A 25,433-nucleotide genomic window follows, 5' to 3' on the forward strand; every position below is an offset into this window, starting at 1 on the left:
CCGCGCCGGGCGACAAGGCCGTCCCGGCGCGTCGCGTCACTTGTCGGGCATCGGTGGCGGGGTATACCCCTCCCATTTTCCGGCCATGGTCCAGTCGGACGGTGACTTTTCATCGGAACGCGGCGCATCGATATAGGATTGTGTCACGCTCGGCGGCAAGACGTACTCATCCACCGAAGCTTCGCGGACAACGATCTGATCCTTGGTCACGTTGATTACCGTGAGGTCGCGGGCCAGCGTCAACTCTCCATCATAGGTCGTGCGCACGCCCTCGAGGATCGCCTGGAAGTTCTCCGGACTCAAAACCGAATGATACCCCATGGCGTGGCGCGGCTTCACGGCATCCATGACCTTGCCGAAGGCCGCCGGCTCGGTATGCACCCGGGTCGAGACATAGGTTGCCTGCGACAAATCCCAGCCAAAATAGTCCGACAGCGCCTGCGGCGGCAGGAAACACTCATGCGAGGCAAGGTCCGCACCGGCTGCGTATTCGACATACCATTTGTTCGGATAGGTATCGCCGCCGAAAACGTATTTCAGCCCGTTCCACTCCAGCGAATAGCTGACAGAGCCATCAAGGCTGTGAATCGCCGGCCAGGAGCGGACGGTTACGCCGTTTTCCTCGTAGACGACCACATTCTCCTGCTTGAAGTCGAACTCGGTCACTTCAATCTCGGCGCCCTTGTCGGGCAGGGCGCCGGTGCGGGTCTGAAGGTCCCAGGCATAGGCCTGCTTCATGCCCTCCACATAGGCCTTGGTGCCAAGCTCGGGGGTTGAGCCCGTTGGCCCGAAGACACGCAACGGCGTGTAACGCCCCGACAACCACGCGCCAACGTGCAGCCCCATGAAATCACCGACGTGATCGACATGCAGATGGCTGAAAAAGACCTTGTCGAGTTTTGAGAAATCCGGCCGCAGCGAGAACAGATTGTTGGTGGAGCCCGACCCGATATCGAACAGGAACTTGTCGCCATTGCCCAGTTCGACAAGGAACGAGATCGAAACGGCGGCCTTCGTCTGGTTCGGCATGCCCGTTCCGAGCGCGATGACCCGCAATTCATCGGCGCCAAGAGTCTCGGTATTGGGAAAATAACTGGCCGGATAGACGCCATCGGTGATCGCCACGGCGGTTCTTCCGGTTGGCATGGCATCGGCGGCGTCCTGGGCCACGGCCTGCGGAGCCAACCCGACCATCGCCGCTCCAAGGATACCCAGTGTTACAGATCTGACGGTAGTCCGGAAATCCATGTTCATGTCCTTCTCCCCCTCTTTGGTCAGCTGTCCGAGACCGATCGTCCGCGCCTACTTGAGGCGGGAATGGAGATGTGGTGTTACGGCGCGAAGCCGGGTCCCGCGAACCCTCCATAGAGATATCTATGGAATGGTTCCGTGTTTTGTGTCAATAGAGGTGTCTATGGAAACTTTGGAAAAACGTCGTCTTGGTCGGGAGGACTGGATCGAGGCTGCGCTGCAGATCCTCTTCGAGCGCGGCGTCACCGGGATCAAGGTCGTCGTCTTGGCCGAACGACTGGGCGTGACCAGCGGGAGCTTCTATTGGCATTTCAAGAAGGTGAAGGACCTTCTCGACGCTGTTTTGAACCACTGGGAGCACCAGCTCACGGATCATATCATCCGCGACGCCAGAGAATTCTCGGGCCCAGCCGAGGAGCGGATTTTCTTGCTTATGAAGCAAGTCGTCCAGGAAGGCGCTGCCGAGCCCGACCATGCGATCGCGGTCTGGTCAAAGTCCGATCCCGGCGTCCAGGCGGTTTTTCAACGGACGTTGCAGCGGCGGTATGACTTCGCCGCTGGGATGTTTGGCCAGGCCGGTTTCGCAGAAGACGAGGCCCGCGTCCGGGGCCGAATTCTGGTCGCCTATCTCATGGGTGAGTCTTCGGCGGGCCTGAAGGCGGATCGCGATTGGCAGGTTTCCCTTCGGCGTCATTGGGAAGTCCTTGTTTCGCGCTCGGTCTGAGCCCCGTTGCAAAAAGTTCGAGCCGTCTCTCGGCCGGCCGCTTCAGGCGTCGAGCTGTTTAACTGGTGCTGTCAGACGCAGTCGACCTCGTCGCTGGCATTGATGTCGCGCTCGGGCAGCAGGTCCTCGAAATACCGCGGCGAAAGCGGTAAACAACCGGAGAGCATCACCACCAGGCGGATGCCCCCCAACCCACCATTGAGACGTTTGAATTGGCATGATTTAATGCGCCGAGAAACCGGCCTGTCCGAAGTGGCGGCAGGTGGGTCGGTCCGGGGCTTGCCGGCAAGAGCACAAACGAGGGCGCGGAGTTGTCGAACATCGTCAAACGTACACTCGACCTCATCTTGGTGGCGGCCCTTCTCGTTCTAGCCGTGCCGACGATGCTGATCGTTGCTCTTCTGAACCCGTTTCTCAACCCGGGGCCGCTTTTCTTCTGCCAGGTGCGCGTCGGAATGAACGAGAAACTGTTCCGGATGTGGAAACTCCGCACGATGATGGGGGAGGCGACAGAGGCACGTTTCGCGACTTCCGAGGCACACCGAATATCGGGGTTCGGCCGCCTTCTCAGACGCGGTCGCATCGACGAAATCCCACAGATCATAAACGTTCTGCTGGGAGACATGAGCGTTATCGGTCCTCGTCCGGAACAGCCCGGCTTTTATGCCGAGTTTTCAAACCGAATTCCCCGCTATCGCGAGCGCCAGCAGATCCGGCCGGGGATAACCGGGTTAGCACAGGTAATGATGGGCTATACCGACAGCGCCACCGGGGCCCATGCGAAATTACAATGGGACCTCGACTACTTGGAGAAGCAATCCTTGAAAATGGAGTTCTTCGTGATCACCAGAACGTTCATTGTCCTTCTGACGGGGAAAGGCAGCTCATGAGGCCGGCATCGGAGACCTATCGGCACGCCGAAGGGGAGACCTATGCCGACGCGGTTCTCCGGACGAGTCCGCCTGAGTTCGATGCAATGGCGCGCAATCGGGCGCGCAAGTTGGGCGCCCATATCGGGCCGACAGACACCGTTCTTGAAATCGGCATTGGTCTTGGGACCAATCTCGCCGCGCTCCATGCCGCCGAGAAAGTCGGGCAGGATATCGGTTCCTTTTCGGCCTCGGCCTGCGCCACACTGGGCATTCCCTTCGTGCAGGAACTCGACGAACTGGACGGGCGCCGGTTTTCGGTCATCCTGATGCACCACGTGCTCGAACATGTGCCCGATCCGATGGGACTCTTACAGGAAGCCGAACGCTTCCTGGCCCCGGGCGGCAAGTTGCTGATCTACGTTCCGAACGATTCCCGGGGCCGCGAACGCCGCTATATCGAGGAGGAGCCAAATCATCATCTGTATTCCTGGAGCGCATTGACGCTTGGAAACCTGATCAAAGCCGCGGGGTTTGAACTGGATCGGATCGGCACCGGGCCGTTCGGGTACGAACGCAGGCTCGCCCCCGTTGCGCGCTCCGGCGACCCTACCTATCGCCTCGCCCTGGCGGCGCTGCGTTTTCTGCGTCCGGTCAGTGAAATCCGAGCGATTGCCCGACCTCGCCAGAAAACCTCCCCATGACCGAGACGAGACCTGATTTCTTCATCGTCGGGGCGCCGAAATGCGGCACGACCTCGCTCAGTGAATATCTCCGCACACATCCTCAGATCTTCGTGTGCAACCCCAAGGAGCCGTTCTACTATTCGAGCGACTATCCGGACATGTCAAAGGTTCGGGGAGAAGCGGAGTATCTGGCGCTGTTTGCCGACGCCAAGGCAAGCCAGATCAGGATCGGCGAAGCCACTGCAATCTATCTCAATTCAGCCGTCGCCTGCGAGAACATCCTGGCCGCCACGCCCGACGCACGGATCGTGGTGATGCTACGCAACCCGATCGAGATGATCCCCTCATACCACGCACAGCAACTCGTTGCGCTGAACGAGGACGTTGCCGACCTTGCCGAGGCATGGGACCTGCAGGAGGCCCGCGCCAGGGGAGAGCGCATCCCGGAATTTTGCATCGATCCGAAACTGCTCTTCTATCGCGAGATGGCCAGTTTCGGCGCGCAAGTCGACCGTCTTCTTCGGATCTGTCCACGGGAGCAGGTTCAGTTCATCCTGTTTGAGGATTTGAAAGCTGATGCCGGCGCGGTCTACGCCACGGTGCTGGACTTTCTCGATCTTGAGCATGACGGGAAGCACAGCTTTCCAACACATAACCAACGCTCGACCTTTCGCTCCGGAACCATGCGATCTCTGCGCGAAGCTCTGGCTCGCGCACCGGGAACCGAACGCGCGTTCATCGCGCTGGCCGAGGCAACTGGCATCAAGGGCGCCTTGAAGCGCCTGGTCCGCAAGCCGGCAAAATCAAAGCGGCTGGACCCGCAACTGGTCGCGCGTCTCCAGTCCACTTTCGCGCCGGATATCGAGCTTTTGTCGCGTCTTCTGGACCGTGACCTCAGCCACTGGACCCCCCGTTGAGCCGGGACGGAAACCGCGCTTAACAGCCTGTCCTGGTCCGCCCGTCCGCGCAGGATGCAGTTATCAGGTGTAATAACCGCGCGAGTAGCCCATGCCGCCCCCGTAGCCATATCTCCGCATTCCCTTGGGATCGACCTGCGTCAGCACGAGGCCACTCACGGGCAGTTTCGCGGTCCGCAGCGACCGGATACCGGCGCTGATCTGGGACCTCTCGGTACTGTCCCAGCGGACAACATAGAGGATCGCATCGACATGGGCGCCAATCACGCGCGAGTCGGTCACAGCAAGAACCGGCGGCGTGTCGATAATGATCCTGTCATAGCGCTTGCGCGCCTCGTCCAGAAACCCGCCGAACGCCTCGGAGGCAAAGAAATCGACGGCGTTCTCGGAGGAATGTTCCCCGAACAGGATGTCGATATCCATCTGCTCATGCCGAAAAATCCCGCTGTCCGGCCAACCACCTTCTTTTACCGCCGTCACCAGCCCTGTGCCCTTCGCGCCTTGGAAATAGACGCCGAGGGTCCGGCGCCGGATATCGGCCTCGATCAGAAGGACGCGCTCGCCGAGGCTGGCGAAATTGGCGGCGAGCCCCAGCGTCTGGGTTGTCTTGCCTTCTCCCGGGATCGAAGAGGTCAGCATGATGACCTTCAGCTCCGTATCGGGATGCGCCATCATCATCGTCGTGCGCAGGTTCCGGATGGTTTCGAGGAAAGCCGAGCTGGAGTTATTCAAAAGGAAGCCGACAAAATCCCGCCGCCGCTTGACCGGTGCCTTCAGCACTTCGCTCAGAACCGTCAACCCGGTCAGAGCTTCGAGCTCTTCGGTACTGCGGACCCGGTCCTTGCGGAGTTCATGCCAGAGGACCACCGCGGCGCCGACCATCAGTCCGAGCGAAACCGACAGAGCCAGATTCAGCCCAAGGCTCGGGGACGACGCCTCCAGCGGCGGCACCGCCGCCGAGAGGATACGGCTGTCGGCTTGCTGGATCCCTTGCTGAACGCGGGTTTCCTTCAGCCGACCGAGGAAATGCTCATAGATCAGCCGGCTCGCTTCGGCCTCGCGTTCGAGTTGCTGCAACGTCACGAGATCCGAGGATTGCCTGTCGATCCTGTTCGAAAACTGGACAAGGGAAACATCGAGCAAGTCGACCTGGCTTCGCTGTCGCGACATCTCCTTGCGAAGCTCCCCTTCCCGCATTGCAAGGGTTTCGAAGAACGCCTCCCGGGTGATCTGTTCCGACTGGAACCGCCGCGCGGCCCGATCGACGACAGGGTCATCCACCAGCGCGGCAATCTCGGTGGGCGGTTCGGACAGGTCAACGGCATCGAACCGCGCAAGTTGCAAAACGAGCGCGTCCAGACCTTCGTTGGATTGCGCGATCCGGCTGCGGAGTTCCTTCATCTGCCGGTTGAGCGCCTCCAGCGTTTGCGGACTGATCAAGTCGATGCGGGATGTGAACGTCTTGATGCGGCCTTCCGCCGTCTCAAGCTCGGCTTTCAGACCGGTCGTCCGCTCGGTCAACCACTCGGTCGCCTTTTCCGTTGCCTCGAATTTCTGGTCCAACTGGTCGCCAATATAAAGCTCGGCCAGCCGGTTCGCGATCCGGGCGGACTTATCCGGATCGGTCGTCGTCGCCGTAATCAAGATGACATAGCTCTGCCGGTAGTTGGATATTTTAAGAGATTGCAGTATGTTATGGACTGTGATCGCCAATTGTTGCTGTTCTGAATAGTCCCGCTTGCGGAGAAGATCGACACCAGGCAGGCGTGACAAGACCACCTTCGGCGCGAATTCGGATGGTTCCTGCAGAGTCGTGTTGAACTCGGGATCGTCCAGCAGCATCAGGTCGTGAGCCAACTTCTCCAGCAGCGAGCGCGAGCGGATCAGCGCGATTTCGGTATTGATTGTCGACTGGTCGGCAGACAGTCCGGACAAGACAGATTCCAGATCCGCGACCTGCTCCTGACGGTTGACCAGCGCCACTTCGGAGCTTGAGGAGAAATGCGGGACCTGCACCTTCAAGGTCAGGAAAGCGCCCGCGATGCCGAACAGGATCGCACATAGCAGAATGGCCAGCTTTCCACGCCCCAAAGTCCTTATGAGGCCGTAAAAGTCACCCGACGCAGACCGCTCGGCGACCCCGACCGGCCTTTTCTCCGCATCGGTCGCCGCCTGGTTCTTTCCTGTCACGTCTCACCCCCTTGCGGTCCCGTCCGAGTCCTGACCTGCGGCCACGGTTGGTTTCCGAGACGCATCTTGGCGTCGATTGTTACCGGAAGAGCAAGAAAACCCCAATGCCAATATGGGCTTGCCAACAATTGTCCGGCGAAAAAGGAAGGCCCCCGATCTCTTCGCACGGGTCAGCCGCGCAGGTCTTCGAGCGCGCTGTCCAGGCAGGCTTCAACGCTTTCGGTCCAGACAGGCAGGGAGAAACGCGTCGCCCAGGCGGTCTGGATCTTGCGACGCCAATCGGCCGGTCGCTCGCGATACCGGTCAACCTGAGCGTGGATCGCGCTGGCAGCATGTGCAATCGCGTCTTCGTCGATGACAGAGATCTCCGCGAAGAGCGGATGTACTCCGGCAATTTCGAAAGTCCCGCCGACATCCGTCAACGCAATCGGCAATCCGCATTCGAAAGCCTCGATGGCGCCAAAAGGCATGCCCTCGTATCGCGATGTCATCAGGTAGTGATCGGCGTCGAGAAGAAATGGCACCACATCGCTCTGTGGTCCCCGGAATTCCACCGCTTCGAATTTTGCAGGGGTCATCCGGGTACGAAAGGCAGCCTTGATCTGCTCACTTTCTGTATCGGGGCCCAGAAGGCACAGCGCGTATCCGTCCGGCAAGCGCGCGAAAACCTCCGCTGCGGCCTCGAGGTTCTTCTGATAGGAGTGGCGGGTGGTCATCACGATCCGCCTTGGCGCTCCCGGCGCGGGCGCGGTCTGTTTGGCGGTCGCCTGCGATATCCCCAAATTGGAGCAGTTGATTGCCATGGCGATAACATGCCGGGCCTTCAGCATCCGGGGAATCAAGTCGAGGTCCATTTTCGAAATGAAGATAAGGAGATGGCGCGGTACGGTGGCTAGAAACAGGTATTCCTGAATCCGCATCGCCAAGGCGATGCCCGGCGCGCGCCCGGGACCAAAGGGCACGCCGTTATAAGATACAACAAGTGCGACCGGGCGGCGCCGAAACCATCGAAGCTCGACAAGGACGATCCTCGCCAGCATCACCGAGACCGTGGACTGTACCCAGATGACATCCGGTTCTTCGTCGATCAACTCCCGGCGCAAGCGCCGGAAAGCCGAAAAGACGCGGAGAGGGTTGAGGCCGCTTGCCAGTCCCGGGATTTCGACATGCGAGATCCCCATCTCGGCGAGAAACTCGTACCCCCCTCGATCGACATCCGAGATCACCCGCAATTCATGTGGGCCGCTGAATATCGTGCAGAGAAGCTGGATCAACCGAGGAATGCCGGATCGGCGCCCATCACCACCAATAATTGAAATGCGTGCCATGCGCGCCCTCTGCTTCTCCCTCGGTTTCTGGCATAGGCCAACCGCGAATGACAAGTGGATCCGTCTACCTCCAACGCACAGAACCGATTGGTATCTTTTCGAATTATCGGTTGCGCGACGGGGCGGCTGTGGCATAGTCCCGTCGGTCAGAGATAGGAACAGCGCGTGCGCAACCGGACAACGATAACGGCGAACCGGATGTTGTTCCGGTTGCTGCCGGATTGGGCCTACCTCCGGATGGCACTGCGGTTGATCCCGGCTTTTGATCCTCGTCGGCGGGGGCTGCACACCCAGGTCGAGCGCTTCGGAGAGGGCTACGTGGCGCGAAACGCCAATGGGGTCTGGCATTTCAATTCCGCCTTCAAGATCGGACGTTATCTTTATCGCGATCCCGCCGATGGCGTGATGGCCGCCATGATGAGAAAGTACTGCGACGGCTTTGTTGAAGTCACAGCCGGCGATATCGTCGTCGATATCGGTGCCAATGTCGGGGAGTTCACACTGGCCGCAGCGGCGCGACAGGCCCGGGTTATCGCGGTCGAGCCTGATGACAGTGCCTTTCGCTGTCTTAAGATGAACACAGCCGATGCGGACGCTGTGACCTGCGTGAACGCATTGATCGGAGATACCGACGGCACGCGGACCCTGTATCTTTCACCCGATTTCAGCGACAGCTCCGTCATTGCCCCGACCGAAGCCTGGACGGACACCCTCGAGGTCCGGTCTATCCGGCTGGCGAGCCTCATGGACGCGCATGGCGTGAAGCGCATCGATTTTCTGAAATTGGAAGCGGAGGGTTTCGAGCCGGAAATCCTGGACGCCGCGCGAGAGGTTTTGAGCCGGATAGGAAAGATCGCGATCGACGCGTCGCCGGAGCGCAATGGCGAAGCGACAGATCTCGCCTGCACTTCGATCCTGACCGAATGCGGCTTCCGGGTCTGGCAACGCGGCTGGATGGTCTATGCACTGAACGAAACGGAAGCAAAGCAGGCAAAGGGTGTTTAGGCCAGTGCTTCGCAAGCTGATTGATCTGAATAAACGGCTTTCCGAACGGTTCGACCGGCTTTTCCCCGCCGTCTACCGGATCGACGGAAACACCGAGTTTCGGCTCGAACAGCTTCCCGCGCTTATCGAGGATGGCCAAAAGATCTATGATCTGGGAGGTGGCAGCCGGCCCTATGTGTCGGTGACGCGACGCTGTTTGCAGCAGCTCCATGTCGTGGGTGTGGATATCTCCGCGGCGGAACTGAACGCCGCCCCCGATGGTAGTTATGACGAGACAATCGCCCTGGATGCAGCGGATTTTCGGGGCGTTGGCGATGGCGACCTGGCAATCTCCCAGGCGGCTCTGGAACATACAGAAGACACGCAGGCGGCTATCCTCGGGATCGCTTCGAGCCTGCGTCCCGGTGGCGTGGCGGCGATCTTCACCCCCTGTAGAAACGCCGCTTTCGCCCGGTTGAACATCCTGCTGCCCGAAGGCGTGAAACGCCGAATTCTGCTTGGTTTCTTTCCAGAGAAGTCGGACGGTCATCATGGTTTTCCCGCGCTTTACCGGAACTGCACACCCTCGAAGATGCTGGAGATTGCGCAATCCGTCGGCCTCTCTCCCGTGAAGGTCCAGACCTATTGGTGTAGCAACTATTTCACCGGGATCTTCCCGCTGCATGTCCTGTGGCGCCTTTGGACCGTGCTGGCAAAAACCGTTTTTGGGCCGGATATGTGCGAGACCTTCGTTCTGATCCTGATCCGACAGCCGCAGGATGCCGGGATGGAAATGGCCGAACGGGACAGGCGGACGTGAGCCCCTTTGTGGAAACCGGACGCGCGATGCGGTTGGTTTTTGCCGCCGCCATCGCATTCTGCGCACTTGCCGCCTTGATCGCAGGCTTTGCTGCGGGGCAACAGCAATATCTCGTCGGGCTGGGATTCCTTGTCTATGCCGGCATTGCGATCGTTCCGTTCCTGCTCCGCGACCCTACGGTCGGATGGTTCCATCCGCTGATGTTCATGGTGCTGTGGTGGGGAATTGTCCGATATATCCTGCCACTGCTGCCGGTGCTCATGTTCGGCTTCGAAGAGCATTACGCGATCTTCGGGGCCAGCGATGCCGAGCTCAATGCGATCGCAGGGAAAGGCTTCCTGCTCTCGGCGCTCGGGCTGGCCGCGTTCTACCTCGGTTTCCTGACAGTTCGTCCGATCAGCCTCCCATTGCCGACATTTGCCGCGCCCGCACTGCCCGCCCTGAAAACCGCGATCATTCTGGGCATTTCCCTTGTGGCACTTACCGTCCTGGCGCGTGAACTCGGTGGGTTGGACCGGCTGCTGTTGCAGCGCGGGCTTGCCCGGGACAACTGGGTCGATGTCGATCTCGGAGGACGGCACTGGCATTTCCTCGCCGGGTTGGGCGTGAATGCCTGCCTGGTGTGGCTCGCCTTTGCACCGGACAAATGGCGGAGTCCGGACTTCATTGTCATGTTCCTGCTATCGCTGGTGATCTCTTTCGCGACAACGGGGTCACGCTCGGTGCTTCTGGTGCCGATCATTATGGCCGGAGCCATCTGGTGTCTGGACCGGCGCCGGTTTCCCTATCTCGCCACGGCTTCATTCCTGTTCCTGGGGCTGTTTGTCGTCGGCATCGGTGGCCAGTTTCGCGAGATCTCGCGTGGAGCGAGTTCGGTCAATATCGAGGATCTGGATACGTCCATTGGTGGCCAGGTTGTCCGCGGCGCGGAAAACATCTTTCGTTATGGGACCGAGTTCGACGGTTTCCTCGCGATACTGGCGAATGTCCCGGACAAGATGCCCCTGCTCTACGGCGAAAGCTACCTGTCGGTGGCCTTTGTTGCGATCCCCTCTGTCCTGTTGCCCTTCGAAAAGCCCGAGGCAGGCGGCCGGATCGTGTCCGAACGCCTGTTTGACATCCCGAACTCCGGTGTTCCTCCCGGGAATATCGGAGAGGCCTATATGAACCTGCATGTTCCCGGTGTCGTGCTGGTCATGTTTGCGTTCGGGGCCGTGATGAAGAGCTTTGCCCATCGCTTTGCTTCGAACAGTACCAAACCATTCGACCGGCTCTTCTACGTGGCAACCCTGTTCCTGTTGCAACCGAACTCGACAGCAATCTACGACTGGGTGCAGTCCGGTGTCGTGCTGGTCTTCTTCACATTGATCTATTGCGGACTGCCGCTCGGGGTCTCCCGTGGGTCCGGTGTCTCGGGGGCCAGACGATGAAGCTCCTGTTTGCCCATGATCACCGGTTTGTCGAAACGCGCAATGCGGTGCTGTCGGATGTGCATTTCCCGGCCCGGGACTGGGCGCGCTACCTTGCGCATTTCGATGAACTGATCGTGGCCGGACGGGAAGCGGCGCTGGCCGAAGGCGCATCGACCGAAGGGTTTGTCGAAAGCTCGGCATCCGGTGTGAGCTTCCGCTTCTTCGAGAACCTGACCTCGCCGCGCGGCATGACGCTGGCCCGCCCGAAAGCGCGCGCGCAGATGGATGCGCTTGTCGCGGAGGCCGACGCCGTAATTGCACGGCTGCCCAGCGAGATCGGTTTTCTGGCAGCAGAACGGGCGCGGCGGCTCAACAAACCCTACGCTGTCGAGGTGGTCGCCTGTCCCTGGGATGGGTTCCTGAATTTCGGCACGCGCGCAGGCATGCTCTATGCTCCGGTCGTTCGGTACCGGATGCAACGTTCGGTGCGCCAAGCGCCTTTCGCGATCTACGTGACGCAAGCATTCCTCCAGTCGCGCTACCCGGCCCAAGGGGTGACAGCTGCCATTTCCGACGTGAGCATCCCGTCGCCGGAGACATCGGTTCTCGACAGGCGCCTGGCACGACAGGCTGAGCAACGGGAGGCCGGGAAGGCCAGCCCGCTGCGTCTCGGCCTGATCGGCACGCTGAACGGACGTTTCAAGGGGATTCAGACGGTTTTCGAAGCACTGGAGCGTCTCGGCCCGGAAAACGCGGAATTTCGTTTTCATGTCCTTGGACCGGGTAATCCAGCGCCGTGGAAAGAGCTCGCCTCCCGTCATGGCGTGGCCGAGATCGTCCAGTTCGACGGGACCCGGGCGGGACGCGAAGAGGTCTTTGCCTGGCTTGACGAGATCGATATCTACCTTCAGCCCTCACGAAAGGAGGGCCTGCCCCGTGCGCTTGTCGAGGCGATGAGCCGAGGCTGCCCGGCAGTGGGGTCCACGACGGCCGGCATTCCCGAACTCCTCGATCCCGAGGACATGATAGCGCCAGGTTCCGCGAGCGACCTCGCGGCACGTCTGCTTCGGGGCCGCGACGATCCGGGCTGGATGCATGCGCGGGCGCAACGGAACTGGCAGGTCGCCGCTCGATATGCCGAAAGCACGCTCGATGACGCCAGACATAAGTTCTGGACCGGCTTTCGGGAATACGTCGCCTCCGGACGAGTTTCCCGGCCGGACGAAAAGAGCAGACTCAACCAATGATAAAACAGAGTGTTACGGGAAAGATGACGCACACTGCCAAAGACCCTATCCTGCTGACTGGTGGCGCCGGTTTTATCGGATCTCACACGTATGTCGCGCTGATCGAGGCCGGGTATCGCGTGGTGATCCTCGACGATTTCTCGAATTCCCATCGCGATGTGATCGACCGGCTGAGCCGGCTGACAGGCCGTCCGGTGGAGTATATCGAAGGCAATGTTCTGGACCGGCAGCTACTGAACCAGGTCTTTGCCGAGCGCCGGTTCGATGCGGTTATCCATTTCGCCGCGCGAAAGGATGTCGGAGCGTCGACGGAGATCCCCCTGCAGTACTACGAGACCAATGTTTCGGGGCTGGTCAATGTGCTTCAAGCGATGAGCACTGCCGGGCTGTTCCGGTTGGTATTCTCGTCGAGCTGCAGCATCTATGGCGAACCGGCGCGTCTTCCGGTGGCCGAGGATGCGCCTCGCAGCTTCAAAAGCCCCTATGGGCACACAAAGCTGATCTGCGAGCAGATCCTGGAACATGCCGCGGCGTCCGATCCGCGCTGGCAGATCGGCATGCTGCGCTATTTCAACCCTGCCGGCTGTCACCCTTCCGGGATGATTGGGGAGAAATCGCTCGGCAATTCGAGGACCCTGATGGAGATACTTGCGCGCACCGGAACGGGAGAGCTCCCGCATGTGCCGATCTTCGGGCATGACTACGATACGCATGATGGCACCGCGATCCGGGACTACATTCATGTTTGCGACGTTGCCGACGGGCATGTTCTGTGTCTCGATCACCTCGATGGTGGCCAATCACCATTGGTGCTCAACCTGGGAACCGGTCAGGGGCAGTCCGTGCTTGATGTCATTTCCGCCTATTCGCGCGCTGTCGGCCGCGAGCTGCCTCATCTTTTTGCGCCCCGGCGCGAGGGCGACGTTTCTGCGACCTATGCGGATGTGACCGTCGCGCGGGAGTTGATCGGGTTCGAGGCGAAGCGTTCGGTCGACGAGATGTGCGAATCGAACTGGAGCTGGATCTGCAATGCTCGCGGCATAGGTTAGGACCGCTCTGCCCGCGTCAGAAACGGCAGGAACACCACGCTGGAACCCAGCCCGGTACGCTGGTGCACCCGCCATGCCAGAAAGGCGTTCCAGATCAGGAGGCTGATCGCGGTTGCGATGGCCGCTCCAGGCATTCCCAGCCACAACACCATCGGGACGTTCAACATCAGGTTGCTCGCCACCGCGATCCCCATTCCCCATGCGGCATCGCGCTCGTGGCCCGTCATTGTCAGCGCCACCCCAACCGATCCGAACACTGCGCTGGCGAGATAGCCAAGGGTAAGGATCGACAGGCTTGCGGCTCCTTCAGCATAGTCGCCACCGAAAGCCATGGTCAGGATCTCGACATCGAACAGGACGAGTGTCAGGGCCAAAGGCAAACCGCCGGCGATTGCCAGGAACGATGCTCCGGCAAGCAGGCGTTGCATCCGACCGTGGTTCCGGGCCTTGAATGCGGCCGACATCGCAGGCGAGATATAGCGGTTGATCGCGATCTGCGGGATGACGACCAGCAGTGCGACCTGTCCGGCGATCCGGTAGATCCCGACATCCCGCGTATCAAGCAGGGCAGCAATGACCAACAGATCGATGCGCTGGTTGAGATAAGCCAGCCCGGCGATCATCGACAATAGGCACATGCTCCAGAACCAGCCGGGCCGGGCCGGGCCGGGCAAAGGCAAAGCGGGCTGCGCTGCCAGCGCTCGACGCAGGAAAGGACCGGTGACAAGCAGGGACAGGGCAATGGCTGAACAGGACAGCGCCATGGCGACCTGCGGCGTGATCCGTGCTCCCAGCCCCGAAACAACCGCAGTTGCGATCATCAGAATCAGCAAGAGGTGACGCAAGATCTGCTCCGGTATCTGACCTGCGATCGGATGCCCCAGCCCCGCGATAAACGCGCCTTGACGCTCCAGCAGCGCCAGAAGCGGCACAAGCAAGGCCGAAACGACAACAAAGGACGCCTGGCCTGGCATGATCATGGCGGCAATCGTGACGAGCGCGGCGAAGATAAGCGAGAACTGCAAGATCGAACGCCGAGTGAACCCCAACACCGCCGCCAGATGCGCCGTGTCGCCGGCCTCGCGCGCCGCGGAAACCTCCCGAAGGACGAAGGCGCGCAACCCTTTATGGATCGGTAGTCCGACAAGTGTGAACACGACCAGAAACAGCGTGTAGTTGCCAAATCCTTCTGCGCCGAGCAACCGGCCCAATACCATCGACGTACCGAGCCCAACCAGAATCGCTCCCGTATGAACGAGCAGCGACCCGAAGGCGCCTTTCAGGAGGCGAAGCCTTTCTGTCGGTGAATAATCATTTTCAGGCAAACCCATCTGCGTGTTCTATGACTGAGACGCGGCCCTGTCGAGCCGCGGTCGCATCGGCGCGATTGGCCGTTGAACGAAGTGCGACGATCTTCTGGATGCTTGGGCCGTCGAACCCTGGCAAGCCGGAGCCCGGGCGTCCTGTCACGTTCGGATCCATTCCCTCGCCGCTGATGTTCTTTCCGATCTCGTCCACGATCAGGACGTCGAACTCCGGGAACAGCCGTCCGATTGAGGCTTTCGCTGTGTCGAGGAGATCCTTTTCGCGCTCCATGATCCGGTCAGCGGGGATGATTTCCAGATCCATCAGATCGTCGAATGCGTTTTCGAGGATTGCCAACCCGAACAGCACCGTGGCGTTTGGGGACATCTCCGAAACACGAGAGACGATCGGATACGAACCCCGTGATGGATGCACGGCGGACAACGTGGATCACGGTTCAAAATGCGAGCTTGAACATGTCTGATGGCGTTTGTGATGTAACCCCGCCCTGCGCAAACGGTCTGACGGTCGTATTTGGCGCGACCAGTCCGCGCCCACTGCCGTTTGCTGCTCAGCTTTTCGGTGTGTACCAGATCGGCGACGTGTAAGCGCGTTCGGTGGTTATCATCGGAACTTCCTCCGACATTTCGACACCAAAACGTTTTGCTTCATAGGCGGTCCAGCGCGGCGTCGGGATTTCGATCACGCGCGCGTAGTAAAACGCCCGTTCTGAGGTATCAAAATCGGGGTCTTCCCAGACACCGAGCAACTCTGGAGCACCGATTGAGTTGGTCCAGGATGCATTGGCCACATCCACCGTGTTGCCAACATCCGGAAGCTTTCCATTTGCGTCCAGTTCGCGATCACCGGACCAGACGACATTGTAGATTTTTTCTTGCATTTCGCCTTCCGCGTCGAGCCATCCTTTGACGATCTGGATGCGGTCAAGATTGCCGGAATACTGATCGCGCAAAGCCGCTACGAGGAACGTCGGCGCCTTTCCGTCTGGTGCGGCATTCAGGTCACCGCCCATCGGAATGCCTTTCTTGTAGCCGACATCTGCCGGCAAACGGTTCTGGGTATCTTCGTCCGTGAAGTCATATCCGCCGAAGAAACGAACCAACATTCGGGACCCCGTTGTCGCGTAGGTCTCCTTGCGCATCATTGCGTCAAATATCGCCTCGCGCGTGTTCTCCTGCGCCCAGACCGCCGCGAGCCCACCCGCCGCCTGTTTCCAGCCGTAGATAGACAGGCTCGGGTCCGGCGCCTCAATAACAAGGTGTTCCCAGCGATTTGGTTCCGGTTCGACGCCAGAATGCTTGCCAAAGAAGTTGTCTTCCTGAGCGGTGGCCATCGACGTATGGGAGTCTGTCGACCCGATCATGCCGAACTTAAACGGGTTAACGCCCAGGTCCTGTTCGATTTTCATCCCGCGCTTCAGCGCTTCACGAGCGTATTCTCCGGCAAGCATCTCTGGCTCTTTTACCTCGGTGCCATTCAGGTTCGCCGCATCCCATGTGTCGAAATCGGCATACGCGTCATCCGGGCTGAGGAATGGGTGGGCCTCACCGTCACCCTTGATCTGCGTCGCCTCGTAGAGTGGTTCAAACCGGGCGCGTGCATCAGCGATTTCGACCGTCAGGTCCGAGCCATCGTAAGCGTTGAACGAGAACATCCGGCCATTTGACAGGTTGCCGTTGTGAGCGATTGCAAGAACTTCTTCTCCGGTGCGATCTTCAAAATCCTGGAGAAATGCCCAAAGATCCTCCGGATTCTTGCTGTCATACTGCGAAAAGGGAACCACCTGGTTGGCCGCCGACGCATCTCCCCGGAACAGCACGTTTCGATGCAGGTTGTTGGCACCTTCGGTCGTATACTCCCAGCCAATGATGGCACTGAACACACCGGGTTCATTGTATTGGTCGGCCAGAGCTGTATAGGCCCGCCACGCGTTTCGCGTCGCTTTGGGATTGTCGATAGGCGGCTCGTTTTCTGAGAGGGACGCAACGATCTCCATCGCCGTGTTGAAGGCGATTGCAGGATCGCCACTCGTCAGGTTCTCGTACCATTTCTTGCCGATTTCCGTTGATAGAACCTCGGGGTCGCCGTTGAGAAGTTGCGGCATCAATCCGTACATCTCCGCATGATCGGAAACGACGATGAAATCGAGCGGACGTGACAACTTGGCTTTCAAACCATGCGTTGTTGTTATTTCTTCGCCTCTCGCAAACCGAAAGGCCTCTTCCTGACCGACGCTGTTCATTGTGCCGGCATCTACCGACACGGCCGTATGAAGATGGGTGTCGCCAAACAGAGGGGTAGTAGGGAAGTTGCGTCCGGCATATGGCGAGAAATGATCGCTTGCGAGGGCAGCTTCTGTGTCGATCTGCTCGGTTGAGTATTCCTGCGCCGATGCTGGATTGGTCGCACCAATTGCAAAAACAAGAGCAAGTCCAGTTGCAGACGTCCAGTTCATCGTGTTCTCCCACACTACGCCGATACCTGTCCCGCGATCCGAAGGAATCAAAGGCATTCCCCAAGGACTATACCGTAGGTTGAGTTCCAAATTGGGTCAACCGAGCGTCTCAACCCGAACAAACTGCACCGGTGCCTTCGGCATTGATGATGACGTCCAGACGGTTCGCACGAAGTTGGCCACGTTGCCCCCCCCCGAAACAGCAGAGCTTTCAACAGAACGCCCAGCCAGGTGTTTTGCCGGGCGACATTGTTTCAACTTTTTCCGCACGGGTTGGGGGCCAGTGCTGTGAACTCTCGATGCGCAATAGCGCAGTTGTTGAACTCAAACTCCCCACAAACAGCGAGCGTTTTTTTCTCGTTACATGTGCGAGCCTTCAACTGGGACAAACAGACGGAGGAACTCATGGTCGTTGGATTTGTAGCGCCGTCAGTACTTGTCGGGATCGTGCTCGCAGTCCTGTCATTGGCAATGGGGTTTGGATGGCTCGGATTCATAGGAACGTACATTCTGTCGGGAATGGCGACGACGTTGCTGCTGACGGTTCGTTTGGCTCTGACAGGCTATGCTCAGGAATCCGCTCCCTCATAGAGACGTTGAGTTTTGCCGGCCTTCGATAACCCCTGAAATGTGGATGCACGCGTATCCCGAGACACACGATTCCTGGCTTGCGAGAGCTGGAGATCGACCCGCCCCCATGCGTAGTGATGCCGGACTAGTCGTTGCCGACTCCGATTTCAGCCTATTGTAGCTCCCTCCACAGCTCCACCTCGCACCCGGGTCTGTCGGCCATGCCGCGCAGCCCTGATCGGAAAAGGTCACGACAGGGGCAAACACCCAAAGGCGGCTTCTCGCGGCTTAGCCACCCGCAGATGCTGTCAATTTGGACAACGCACCCTTCATTTTCTCCAGATACGGGGCGTCGTCCGAAATCTCGAGGTCATCAAACATCTCTTCAGGGTCTTCATATGCCAACCAGACTTTTCCGTCCGCATCCTGATAAACGAGCACCCTGAGCGGGAGATAGAGGCCGGCAAGCGGATCGTCCTGCATGGCCGGAGTTCCCAGCTTCGGATTTCCAAACACCAAAAGCTGAGAGTCGGATAGCTCCAATCCGACAGAGTTTGCTCCGCCGGCGTGGTCGACCCTGGCAAAGACCGTCGCTCCGGCCTTCTCGACTGCGGCCTCCAGCGCATCCATGGTCGACATGACACCGCTTGCGGACGGGACGGTTACAACATCTGCGGCAAATGCTGGCAGCGAGAGGGAGATTGCGACAAGTGAGGCAGCCAAGGACTTCATTTCGTTTCCCTATGTTTGCGTCGGACGAGAGCCCCCGATTGGTGGGGGATATGCGAGCCTAAATGTCCCAATGTCGCTATGGCAAGGGCTTTGCAATCCGTGGCCGCGGGCGCGCCGCGTTTGGAGCCGTCGGACTCACATTGTGGAACTCTTCGTAGGCTTTCCTGGCCGCATCCATAAGACTATCTCATGGAGGCACATCCCATGGTAATCCCCGCATTTGTGCGGGGGTTTGGTCGTAGAATTTACGCGGCCATTTTCAGTTTCTGGGCGGGTGTCATCCCACCGGTGCCCATGTTCGGGCGCTCGTTGTTGCAGGACCAGAGCCACTCGGTGGCAATCTGCTGCAGCTCGTGGATACTTTCGAAGATGTAGAGGTCCAGCCACTCGTGCCGGACCGTGCGATTGTAGCGCTCGACATAGGCGTTCTGCCGGGGCTTTCCGGGTTGGATGTAGGTCAGGGCAATGCTCCTTTGCTCGGCCCATTCGACCAGCGTGCCACTGACGGATTCGGGACCGTTATCCACCCGGATCGCCTTTGGCGCGCCACGCCATTCGATGATCTGGTTCAACGCCCGTACGACCCGTTCGGCAGCCAGCGAGAAGTCCACTTCGATACCCAATCCCTCGCGGTTGAAGTCATCCAGGACGTTCAGCAGCCGAAACGCCCGGCCGTCCTCAAGTCGATCCGCCATGAAATCCATCGACCAGACCTCGTTCGGTGCGCCCGGAACCGCGAGTTCCTCGGGGTTCGGCCGCTTCAGCCGCTTGCGTGGCTTGATCCTCAGGTTCAACTCCAGTTCGCGCTAGATCCGGTAGACACGCTTGTGGTTCCAGCCATGGCCCTGGACATTCCGCAGATACAGGAAGCACAGGCCGAAGCCCCAGGTCTTCTTGGCCGTCGTCCGTCCGACGAGCAGTTCTGCGATCTGTTCGTTCTCCTCATCCAGCTTGGGGCTGTATCTGTAGCACGTCTCGCTGATGCTGAATGCGCGACAGGCCAGAGCAATGCTAGCACCCGTCATCGCCACCGCTTTCACGGCCAACTCCCGGCGCTGAGCTGGCCGTATCATTTTTTTCCAGAGCTTCCTTCAGCAAATTCTTCTACGTCCGCTACGCCGTTTCCTATCGCGACCAGGAAGAGATCATGGCCGAGCGCGGCGTGGTTATGAATCATGCTACCCTCAACCGATGGGTCGTGAAGTATTCGCCGTTGCTCGCCGCGGAGGCACAGAAACGAAAGGCGCAAACCGCCAGCTCTTGGCGCGCCGACGAGCCCTACATCAAGGTAAGGGGTCGTTGGAGCTACCTGTGCCGCGCCATCGATCGGGACGGGAACGCCCTTGATTTCAGGCTGTCTGAGCATCGGGACGAGGCCGCAGAAACGGCGTTCTTCGCGCGGGTGATCTCCACGAACGGCTGGCCGGACAAGGTGGTGATCGACAAGAGTGGCGCCAATCTGGCCGGGCTGGAAAACCTGAACATCCATCTCCTTCTGAGCGGATGGTTCTGGCTGATCGAGGTTCTGCAGGTCAAGTATCTCAACAACCTGATTGAACAAGACCACCGCTTCATCAAGAACTGACCCGGCCAATGCTTGGATTCAAATCACTCGCCGCCGCGCAAGCGACCTTGTTCGGAATCGAGACCGCCCACATGATCCGCAAGGGTCAGCTTGGCACCGACGAGCAGACGGCGTTTCAGACCTACGCGGCTCTGGCGGGATAACTGCGTCCAGCCAAAAGCTTACGTCTAGCCCTCAGGAAATCTGCGACAGAACCCGGATAGGTGCGCTGAAGGCAATCACGCTGGAGGCTGCGTATTCCCTCAGGCTGGAGGATGAAGTGGGCAGTATCGTCCCCGGCAAGCTGGCCAATTTCACCATCCTGGACGACAACCCGCTGACCGTGGCTGCGGACAAGATCCAGGATATCGGGATTTGGGGAACCGTGCATGAAGGTCGCGTTCTGCCGAAACCCACCTTTGCCGGCGCGGCGCCCGATCACGCCTCGCTTGGACCTGTCCCGAACGGCCGCGCCTATGGGTTTTCCGCTCTGCAATGGGTGACGCAGGGCCAGGTTGGCTGAACCGGAGATGTCTGCACGGTCAACCAGCGGATTGCCTCTGCGATGAGTGTGGCTCTCGACAAACGATAGATTGTGAAAGCGGGCCTGTCGCAAGGACGGCATGATGCGTACCGTGTGCAGCTTGCCGCGAGGTGTAAGCAGCAGAGTGATTGTCGGAAAAGCCCGCATCGGAGCGACCGTTGCTTTCGCTCCAGAACCGTTCGCATGAGTTCCAGCGACCGTTCTATCGCTTCGACCGGTGATCTCGGATACAGCTTTCTTGTCGAGACCGCGGCAATCGCCTGAAAGGTTGGACGTCCGGGCTTCAGTTCAGCTCTCATGGGGCGATGGTGCCCAGTGCGACAACAGCACAAGGCCCAGCAAACCTCTCACCGACCAACCGCCGAAGCAATCTGGCGGCCAGGGCTCCAGTGACCTTCCCCGTCCGACCGGCAGATGCCGGTCGTCGCCCCCTGGTTCTACTTCTCCAGGGTCTTCGCAGCCTGTTCGAAACTCTCGGACAGGTTGTTCACGAGGTAATCCGACACGCAGGTGCCGCTATGGATCGAGAGCGCTGCCATCTGTTCGGCGATGATCTTGCGCGCGCCCGTCAGCCCTGACGGGATTTCCGTTGCCAGAGAGGCCTTGCGGTAGAATTCGCCCGCCGTGTCGATGCCATTGCGGCCCGGGCGCCAGCGCAGGTTGCCATCCTTGACCGTCGCGAGGTCATAGATCACCTCGTCTCGCTTTATCGTCTGCACGACCTGCACGCTGTTGATCGTCTCGGGGTCGATCGCGGTGGGATCCTGCGACAGGATCACGAGGTCGGCCAGCTTGCCCGGCTCCAGCGAGCCCTTTTCGGTCTCCTCGAAATGCTGCCAGGCCGGCCAGATCGTCATCGCCTTGAGCGCGGTCATAGGGTCGACCCGGTGCTCCGGCCCGATAATGTCGCTCGAGCGCGAGCGGCGGCTGACCGTTGCCGAGAGCACGCGCATCGAATCCGGGAAGGCAACCGGCGCGTCATGGTGGGTGGAGAAACGCATGCCGCGCTCCAGCACCCAACCGGTCGGGGAGATGTTGTTGGAGAGTACCGGGCCGACAGTGCGATCACGGTGCCAGTCGCCCCAATAGAAGGTGTGCATCGGGAAGAGCGAGGGGAAGATCTCCAGCCGGTTCAGCGCGTCGACCTGGTCTTCGCGCAGGAACTGGCCATGGATCAGAACCGGCCGGCGGTCGGCCATCCCATGCGCCTTCTCTGCCGTCTCGATGGCCGCCAGCAGCAGGTCGCTCGCCGCCTCGCCATTGGAATGGGTCAGGATCTGGATGTCATTGTCGAAGGCCCAGTCGATGGCATCGAAGACCTGGTCCGGGCTGGCCGCGTGATAGCCGCGGTAATCGGCGCGGAACTGTGAGGGCGGGTTGTAATAGGGCCGGTCGCGCCAGGCGGTGAAGCCCTGCGGGGAGCCGTCGATGGTCAGCTTGGCGCCACCGACACGGAAGCCGTCGGTATACTCGCGAGAATGGGTTTCGGCGATGTAGTCGCGGTCGACCAGCACGTCCGGGTAGGTCACCACATCAATCGGCAGCCCCTCGCCGGCGCCGGCCGTTGCCTGCATGACCTTGGCCTGCCCGGTGGTGGCGCGGCCTTCCTGCGCGGTGGTGTAGCCATAGGAGGCCACCAGATCCACGCCGGCGCGGAACATCGCCTGCATGCCGTCGGCGTCGATATGCTGGAGCACCTTCATCAGAGCCGCGAAATGCGGCGTCTCTTCCAGCACGCCATTGGGGCGGTTGGAGCCTTCCTCGCGACGGATCACGCCGCCGGGCAGCTCTTCGGTCGCCTCGTCGAACCCGGCCAGTTCCAACGCCTTGCTGTTGGCCACGCCGATATGGCCGGACTGGTGCAGGATATAGACGGGGTATTCGGTCGAGACGGCGTCGAGTTCGTCCCGGGTCGGATGGCGCAGCTCGGCCAGTTGGGAATCGTCATAGCCAAAGCCGATGATCGCATCGACAGCCTTCACCCGTTCGGCATTGGCCTCGGCATATTCCGTCAGGACCCGCTGAAGGTCGGCGACGGAATTGACCTCGCCATCGGGCGCGGGCAGCATGTTGGCCGCCATCGCCTGAAGCCCGATCAGCATGACATGGCCATGTGCATCGACGAAACCGGGCAGCAGGGTCTTTCCGTCCAGGTCGCGCAACTCGGTGCCGTCGCCCTGATGCTTGAGCATCTCGACCAGGGGACCTACGGCGAGGATACGCCCATCCTTGACCGCGAGCGCCTCCGCCCGCGGTGCGGCGTCATTCATGGTCAGGATCGGGCCACCTTCATAAATCGTGTCGGCGATCTCCTGCGCGGAGGCGATGGAGGTTGTCAGAAGGAGGGCTGCCAGCCAACCGGCGGTGCGGAAACGGGAGCGCATGATACGCCTTTCATTTGAATTGCACGACTCGTGAACAACCATCTGCAATGGCGCGGAGATTTCAATAATGACGTGTGTGGAGGTCGCATCCCTCGTTTTTCGCATCGCCGGCCTGAACCTGCTCGCGGCCATCATCACCCACTGGAAAACGAAACAGCTCGGAAACGCCATTGAACGGCGTCGTCATGATGGACTTGACTGTCCAGCGACCCTCTTGGCGCACATATCACCTCTCGGATGGGCCCATATCCTACTCACGGGGGAATATCACTGGCAGCCGAAAGCGCCCCAAAGCCCCTAACGCCCTATTTTGCGCTCCACCGGAATCGACCCCCAAGATGCGGAACAGCTCGTAGACCGTTTCGCCCCAGCTCGGCGTCGGACGCGCTGTCTGGTCCATGCGACAGCCCGGATGAAGCGCGAAGGCGGAGTGTTGTCACCCGGCAGGCCGATCATCCCGCTGCCCGCGCCAAGCGGGGCGAAAAAGCGGACCTCGCCATCGACATATTCGATCAGGACGGGATTTCCGGAGGGCTCCACCACCATCCAATGCGCAAAGACCGGGATACCGAGCCAAGGCAACCGGGCCGCTTGCCCTATGCCTGAAGGTCACGCCCGCCCAAACGGTGTCAGACAATTGATAGCACACGAACTCTGTTGGTTACTGGCTGGTCGTGGAGAATTTCCGTCCTGGCTTGCGCGTTTACCGACATGGCCTCGGGGATAAGCGGTATGCTGCGACAGAAAACACTTGAAACGCAACCAGCTCGCAAAGGGTGACGGCTGAACGGTCAGCAAGGTCACATAAGACACAGATTTTTCAACAAGGGAGAGATCAACATGCGTAAGACGGCTCTATTCACGGCCGCAACGGTCGTCGGTCTGGTTGCGAGCCAGGCGGCGTTCGCATCTGACGATGTGCTACCCTCCTCGGACTCGACGTTCCGGGCGTGGGGCGAGGAATCCGGATGGAACATCCTTGTTGATGAGGGTCGCAATTCCTGTCTCATTGAACGGATGTACGAGAATGGGGGCGTCATCCAGATGGGCCTGACCAAAGATCACGAGTTTGGTTATTTCGGCGTCTTCACCAAGAACGCCGAGGTGAAGAACAAGGAAGACATCGTATTGTCGCTCGGAGACAACCTCTATTCCGCCAAGGCACGCGGAAAGACAAAGAACCTGGCCGATGGATACGTGGGCGGTTACCTCCTGACCAACAACCCGAACTTCGTGGAAGATGTCATGAGGCAACGGGAAATGCTCGTCTTTCCCAAAGAGACCTATGCATGGCTGGTGAGCCTTGATGGCACGATGAAGGCGATCGAGGCGGCAAGGAAGTGCAACATGGAAGTGGGTGGATAAGGGCTCTGCTATACGATTGACGCGTTTTCCGGATGCTACGATCTCACGCCCCGGAAAACGCTCCCTCGGACCGGTCGGATGATCGTTTGGCAAAGATGGAAAGAACAAGAACCATGAAAAGTGAAACGGGCAAGGTCGGGCGACGGGCCCTGCGACTGGGGGCGCTGATTTGGGCTATGGCAGCAGCGTCGGCATTCGCACAGGAAGACAGTGGAAGCGCGGCATCGGCAAACGCGGATGCAAACAACCCGCTGGCGAATGTTACCGCATTCAATATTCAGACCTACCACATCGGTTCCTTCCACGGACTGCCGGATGACGTGAACGGCAATCAGTACTGGCTACGATTCGCCAAGCCGCTCAGTTTCGGGAACTCGAACTGGCTGCTGCGGGCCTCATTGCCGTACAACAGTTTCCCTCTGGGCAGCGAATTCGGCGACGTCGGCGGGGTCGGCGATCTTGACGTTTTCCTTGCCTACCAAATCGATACCCAACCCGGCATCAGTTTCGGTATAGGCCCCCAGATTGTTGCCCCGACAGCCACGGACGACAGGTTGGGCGCAGAACAATGGCAGCTCGGGTTGGCCAATGTCTTCTTCGATGGTCGTTCGCCGAAGTTCCAATATGGCTATCTGGCGATCTATCGTGCTGGTATTGGGGACACACCTGAGGGCAAGACCCGTCCAAACCTCGGAGCCTTCCAGCCCTTTGCATTCTTGCAGTTGGGCGACGGCTGGTACACGGGCGGCGCGCCGGTCTGGACCTACAATTTCAGCAATGACAATTACAACGTTCCTCTGGGTCTGCGGGCTGGCAAGGTTGTCAAGTTCGGCAAGACGACGGCAAACATCTTCATCGAACCTCAGTGGTCCGTGGCGCATCGCGGCGACGGTCAACCGGAATTCCAGGTCTACGCTGCGATCAACCTGCAGTTCCGGTGATCCCTGCTTGAATAGGGGAACCAGAGACCCGTCGTTTGAAGAGGAAGAGGGGCCGGGTGGCCCCTCTTTTTGTGG

General features: G+C 59.8%; 21 protein-coding genes and 3 pseudogenes. 14 read left to right on the forward strand and 10 right to left on the reverse strand.

Annotated elements, in window-relative coordinates:
• Nucleotides 1-36: 36 nt before the first annotated feature.
• Nucleotides 37-1,254: a guanitoxin biosynthesis MBL fold metallo-hydrolase GntH gene (gntH, locus tag R3X27_RS16560; protein ID WP_317709990.1), complete on the reverse strand. Its 1,218-nt coding sequence runs from the start codon at nt 1,252-1,254 to the stop codon at nt 37-39.
• Nucleotides 1,255-1,414: 160 nt separating this feature from the next.
• On the opposite strand from gntH, the gene R3X27_RS16565 reads away from it, so the two are divergent.
• The 4 genes from R3X27_RS16565 (at nt 1,415) to R3X27_RS16580 (ending at nt 4,447) form a co-directional block, all read left to right on the forward strand.
• Nucleotides 1,415-1,975: a TetR/AcrR family transcriptional regulator gene (locus R3X27_RS16565; protein ID WP_317709991.1), complete on the forward strand. Its 561-nt coding sequence runs from the start codon at nt 1,415-1,417 to the stop codon at nt 1,973-1,975.
• Between the two features lie 311 nt (nt 1,976-2,286).
• The gene (locus tag R3X27_RS16570) at nt 2,287-2,865 is read left to right on the forward strand and encodes a sugar transferase (RefSeq protein WP_317709992.1); all 579 of its coding nucleotides are present in this window, start codon (nt 2,287-2,289) and stop codon (nt 2,863-2,865) included.
• Nucleotides 2,862-3,548, forward strand: coding sequence for a class I SAM-dependent methyltransferase (locus R3X27_RS16575; protein ID WP_317709993.1), 687 nt, complete (start codon nt 2,862-2,864; stop codon nt 3,546-3,548). Before R3X27_RS16570 ends, R3X27_RS16575 begins: the two co-directional genes overlap by 4 nt.
• On the forward strand, nt 3,545-4,447 hold the full coding sequence (locus R3X27_RS16580) for a sulfotransferase (RefSeq protein ID WP_317709994.1): 903 nt from the start codon (nt 3,545-3,547) through the stop codon (nt 4,445-4,447). The genes R3X27_RS16575 and R3X27_RS16580 overlap by 4 nt, the downstream gene beginning before the upstream one ends.
• A gap of 63 nt (nt 4,448-4,510) precedes the next feature.
• On the opposite strand, the gene R3X27_RS16585 is transcribed toward R3X27_RS16580, so the two are convergent.
• Complete coding sequence (locus R3X27_RS16585) at nt 4,511-6,637, reverse strand: GumC family protein (RefSeq protein ID WP_317709995.1); 2,127 nt, start codon at nt 6,635-6,637, stop codon at nt 4,511-4,513.
• A 170-nt stretch (nt 6,638-6,807) separates the two neighbouring features.
• Nucleotides 6,808-7,965: a glycosyltransferase gene (locus tag R3X27_RS16590; RefSeq protein ID WP_317709996.1), complete on the reverse strand. Its 1,158-nt coding sequence runs from the start codon at nt 7,963-7,965 to the stop codon at nt 6,808-6,810.
• 165 nt (nt 7,966-8,130) lie between these two features.
• Between R3X27_RS16590 and R3X27_RS16595 the strand changes: the two genes are divergently transcribed.
• The 5 genes from R3X27_RS16595 to galE are packed head-to-tail and all read left to right on the forward strand — an operon-like array spanning nt 8,131 to nt 13,477.
• The gene (locus tag R3X27_RS16595) at nt 8,131-8,970 is read left to right on the forward strand and encodes an FkbM family methyltransferase (protein WP_317709997.1); all 840 of its coding nucleotides are present in this window, start codon (nt 8,131-8,133) and stop codon (nt 8,968-8,970) included.
• A gap of 4 nt (nt 8,971-8,974) precedes the next feature.
• On the forward strand, nt 8,975-9,769 hold the full coding sequence (locus R3X27_RS16600) for a class I SAM-dependent methyltransferase (RefSeq protein WP_317709998.1): 795 nt from the start codon (nt 8,975-8,977) through the stop codon (nt 9,767-9,769).
• The gene (locus tag R3X27_RS16605; protein WP_317709999.1) at nt 9,766-11,199 is read left to right on the forward strand and encodes an O-antigen polymerase; all 1,434 of its coding nucleotides are present in this window, start codon (nt 9,766-9,768) and stop codon (nt 11,197-11,199) included. The genes R3X27_RS16600 and R3X27_RS16605 overlap by 4 nt, the downstream gene beginning before the upstream one ends.
• The gene (locus R3X27_RS16610) at nt 11,196-12,428 is read left to right on the forward strand and encodes a glycosyltransferase family 4 protein (RefSeq protein WP_317710000.1); all 1,233 of its coding nucleotides are present in this window, start codon (nt 11,196-11,198) and stop codon (nt 12,426-12,428) included. Before R3X27_RS16605 ends, R3X27_RS16610 begins: the two co-directional genes overlap by 4 nt.
• 23 nt (nt 12,429-12,451) lie before the next feature.
• Nucleotides 12,452-13,477: a UDP-glucose 4-epimerase GalE gene (gene galE / locus R3X27_RS16615; RefSeq protein ID WP_317710001.1), complete on the forward strand. Its 1,026-nt coding sequence runs from the start codon at nt 12,452-12,454 to the stop codon at nt 13,475-13,477.
• On the opposite strand, the gene R3X27_RS16620 is transcribed toward galE, so the two are convergent.
• The 5 genes and pseudogenes from R3X27_RS16620 to R3X27_RS16640 form a co-directional block, all read right to left on the reverse strand.
• On the reverse strand, nt 13,474-14,808 hold the full coding sequence (locus R3X27_RS16620; protein ID WP_317710002.1) for a polysaccharide biosynthesis C-terminal domain-containing protein: 1,335 nt from the start codon (nt 14,806-14,808) through the stop codon (nt 13,474-13,476). The genes galE and R3X27_RS16620 overlap by 4 nt on opposite strands.
• Complete coding sequence (locus R3X27_RS16625; protein WP_317710003.1) at nt 14,795-15,169, reverse strand: hypothetical protein; 375 nt, start codon at nt 15,167-15,169, stop codon at nt 14,795-14,797. The genes R3X27_RS16620 and R3X27_RS16625 overlap by 14 nt, the downstream gene beginning before the upstream one ends.
• A gap of 184 nt (nt 15,170-15,353) precedes the next feature.
• On the reverse strand, nt 15,354-17,258 hold the full coding sequence (locus R3X27_RS16630; protein ID WP_317710004.1) for a DUF3604 domain-containing protein: 1,905 nt from the start codon (nt 17,256-17,258) through the stop codon (nt 15,354-15,356).
• 858 nt (nt 17,259-18,116) lie between these two features.
• Nucleotides 18,117-18,560 carry a DUF302 domain-containing protein gene (locus R3X27_RS16635; RefSeq protein WP_317710005.1) on the reverse strand — a complete coding sequence of 148 codons (444 nt, stop codon included), beginning with the start codon at nt 18,558-18,560 and terminating at the stop codon, nt 18,117-18,119.
• A gap of 245 nt (nt 18,561-18,805) precedes the next feature.
• Nucleotides 18,806-19,639 (reverse strand): annotated as a pseudogene (locus R3X27_RS16640) (IS3 family transposase); the annotation flags it as partial.
• Here R3X27_RS16640 and R3X27_RS16645 point away from each other — a divergent pair.
• Both R3X27_RS16645 and R3X27_RS16650 read left to right on the forward strand, forming a co-directional pair.
• A pseudogene (locus R3X27_RS16645) lies at nt 19,621-20,288 on the forward strand (IS6 family transposase). The pseudogenes R3X27_RS16640 and R3X27_RS16645 overlap by 19 nt on opposite strands.
• A gap of 74 nt (nt 20,289-20,362) precedes the next feature.
• Nucleotides 20,363-20,647 (forward strand): amidohydrolase family protein, encoded by a 285-nt coding sequence (locus R3X27_RS16650; RefSeq protein ID WP_317710064.1) that lies wholly within the window; start codon nt 20,363-20,365, stop codon nt 20,645-20,647.
• Between the two features lie 458 nt (nt 20,648-21,105).
• Here R3X27_RS16650 and R3X27_RS16655 read toward each other — a convergent pair whose 3' ends face one another.
• Complete coding sequence (locus R3X27_RS16655; protein WP_317710006.1) at nt 21,106-23,052, reverse strand: amidohydrolase; 1,947 nt, start codon at nt 23,050-23,052, stop codon at nt 21,106-21,108.
• Nucleotides 23,053-23,149: 97 nt separating this feature from the next.
• Here R3X27_RS16655 and R3X27_RS16660 point away from each other — a divergent pair.
• A pseudogene (locus R3X27_RS16660) lies at nt 23,150-23,353 on the forward strand (Tn3 family transposase); the annotation flags it as partial.
• On the opposite strand, the gene R3X27_RS25675 reads toward R3X27_RS16660, so the two are convergent.
• Nucleotides 23,350-23,598, reverse strand: coding sequence for a linear amide C-N hydrolase (locus tag R3X27_RS25675; protein ID WP_411572507.1), 249 nt, complete (start codon nt 23,596-23,598; stop codon nt 23,350-23,352). The pseudogene R3X27_RS16660 and the gene R3X27_RS25675 overlap by 4 nt on opposite strands.
• Nucleotides 23,599-23,892: 294 nt before the next feature.
• On the opposite strand from R3X27_RS25675, the gene R3X27_RS16665 reads away from it, so the two are divergent.
• Both R3X27_RS16665 and R3X27_RS16670 read left to right on the forward strand, forming a co-directional pair.
• The gene (locus tag R3X27_RS16665; protein WP_317710007.1) at nt 23,893-24,417 is read left to right on the forward strand and encodes a hypothetical protein; all 525 of its coding nucleotides are present in this window, start codon (nt 23,893-23,895) and stop codon (nt 24,415-24,417) included.
• Between the two features lie 113 nt (nt 24,418-24,530).
• Nucleotides 24,531-25,358: a hypothetical protein gene (locus R3X27_RS16670; protein WP_317710008.1), complete on the forward strand. Its 828-nt coding sequence runs from the start codon at nt 24,531-24,533 to the stop codon at nt 25,356-25,358.
• Nucleotides 25,359-25,433: the final 75 nt, after the last annotated feature.

Source organism: Tropicimonas sp. TH_r6 (assembly GCF_033101155.1).
Taxonomy (GTDB): Bacteria; Pseudomonadota; Alphaproteobacteria; order Rhodobacterales; family Rhodobacteraceae; genus Tropicimonas.

Excerpts from the sequence above, each read along its gene's own strand:
- R3X27_RS16655 (WP_317710006.1), bottom strand. The coding sequence starts at position 23,052 with ATGCGCTCCCGTTTCCGCACCGCCGGTTGGCTGGCAGCCCTCCTTCTG.
- galE (WP_317710001.1), top strand. The coding sequence starts at position 12,452 with ATGACGCACACTGCCAAAGACCCTATCCTGCTGACTGGTGGCGCCGGT.
- R3X27_RS16575 (WP_317709993.1), top strand. The coding sequence starts at position 2,862 with ATGAGGCCGGCATCGGAGACCTATCGGCACGCCGAAGGGGAGACCTAT.
- R3X27_RS16635 (WP_317710005.1), bottom strand. The coding sequence starts at position 18,560 with ATGAAGTCCTTGGCTGCCTCACTTGTCGCAATCTCCCTCTCGCTGCCA.
- R3X27_RS16630 (WP_317710004.1), bottom strand. The coding sequence starts at position 17,258 with ATGAACTGGACGTCTGCAACTGGACTTGCTCTTGTTTTTGCAATTGGT.
- R3X27_RS16565 (WP_317709991.1), top strand. The coding sequence starts at position 1,415 with ATGGAAACTTTGGAAAAACGTCGTCTTGGTCGGGAGGACTGGATCGAG.
- R3X27_RS16625 (WP_317710003.1), bottom strand. The coding sequence starts at position 15,169 with ATGTCCCCAAACGCCACGGTGCTGTTCGGGTTGGCAATCCTCGAAAAC.
- R3X27_RS25675 (WP_411572507.1), bottom strand. The coding sequence starts at position 23,598 with ATGGTGGTGGAGCCCTCCGGAAATCCCGTCCTGATCGAATATGTCGAT.
- R3X27_RS16610 (WP_317710000.1), top strand. The coding sequence starts at position 11,196 with ATGAAGCTCCTGTTTGCCCATGATCACCGGTTTGTCGAAACGCGCAAT.
- R3X27_RS16665 (WP_317710007.1), top strand. The coding sequence starts at position 23,893 with ATGCGTAAGACGGCTCTATTCACGGCCGCAACGGTCGTCGGTCTGGTT.
- R3X27_RS16580 (WP_317709994.1), top strand. The coding sequence starts at position 3,545 with ATGACCGAGACGAGACCTGATTTCTTCATCGTCGGGGCGCCGAAATGC.
- R3X27_RS16670 (WP_317710008.1), top strand. The coding sequence starts at position 24,531 with ATGAAAAGTGAAACGGGCAAGGTCGGGCGACGGGCCCTGCGACTGGGG.
- R3X27_RS16590 (WP_317709996.1), bottom strand. The coding sequence starts at position 7,965 with ATGGCACGCATTTCAATTATTGGTGGTGATGGGCGCCGATCCGGCATT.
- R3X27_RS16620 (WP_317710002.1), bottom strand. The coding sequence starts at position 14,808 with ATGGGTTTGCCTGAAAATGATTATTCACCGACAGAAAGGCTTCGCCTC.
- gntH (WP_317709990.1), bottom strand. The coding sequence starts at position 1,254 with ATGAACATGGATTTCCGGACTACCGTCAGATCTGTAACACTGGGTATC.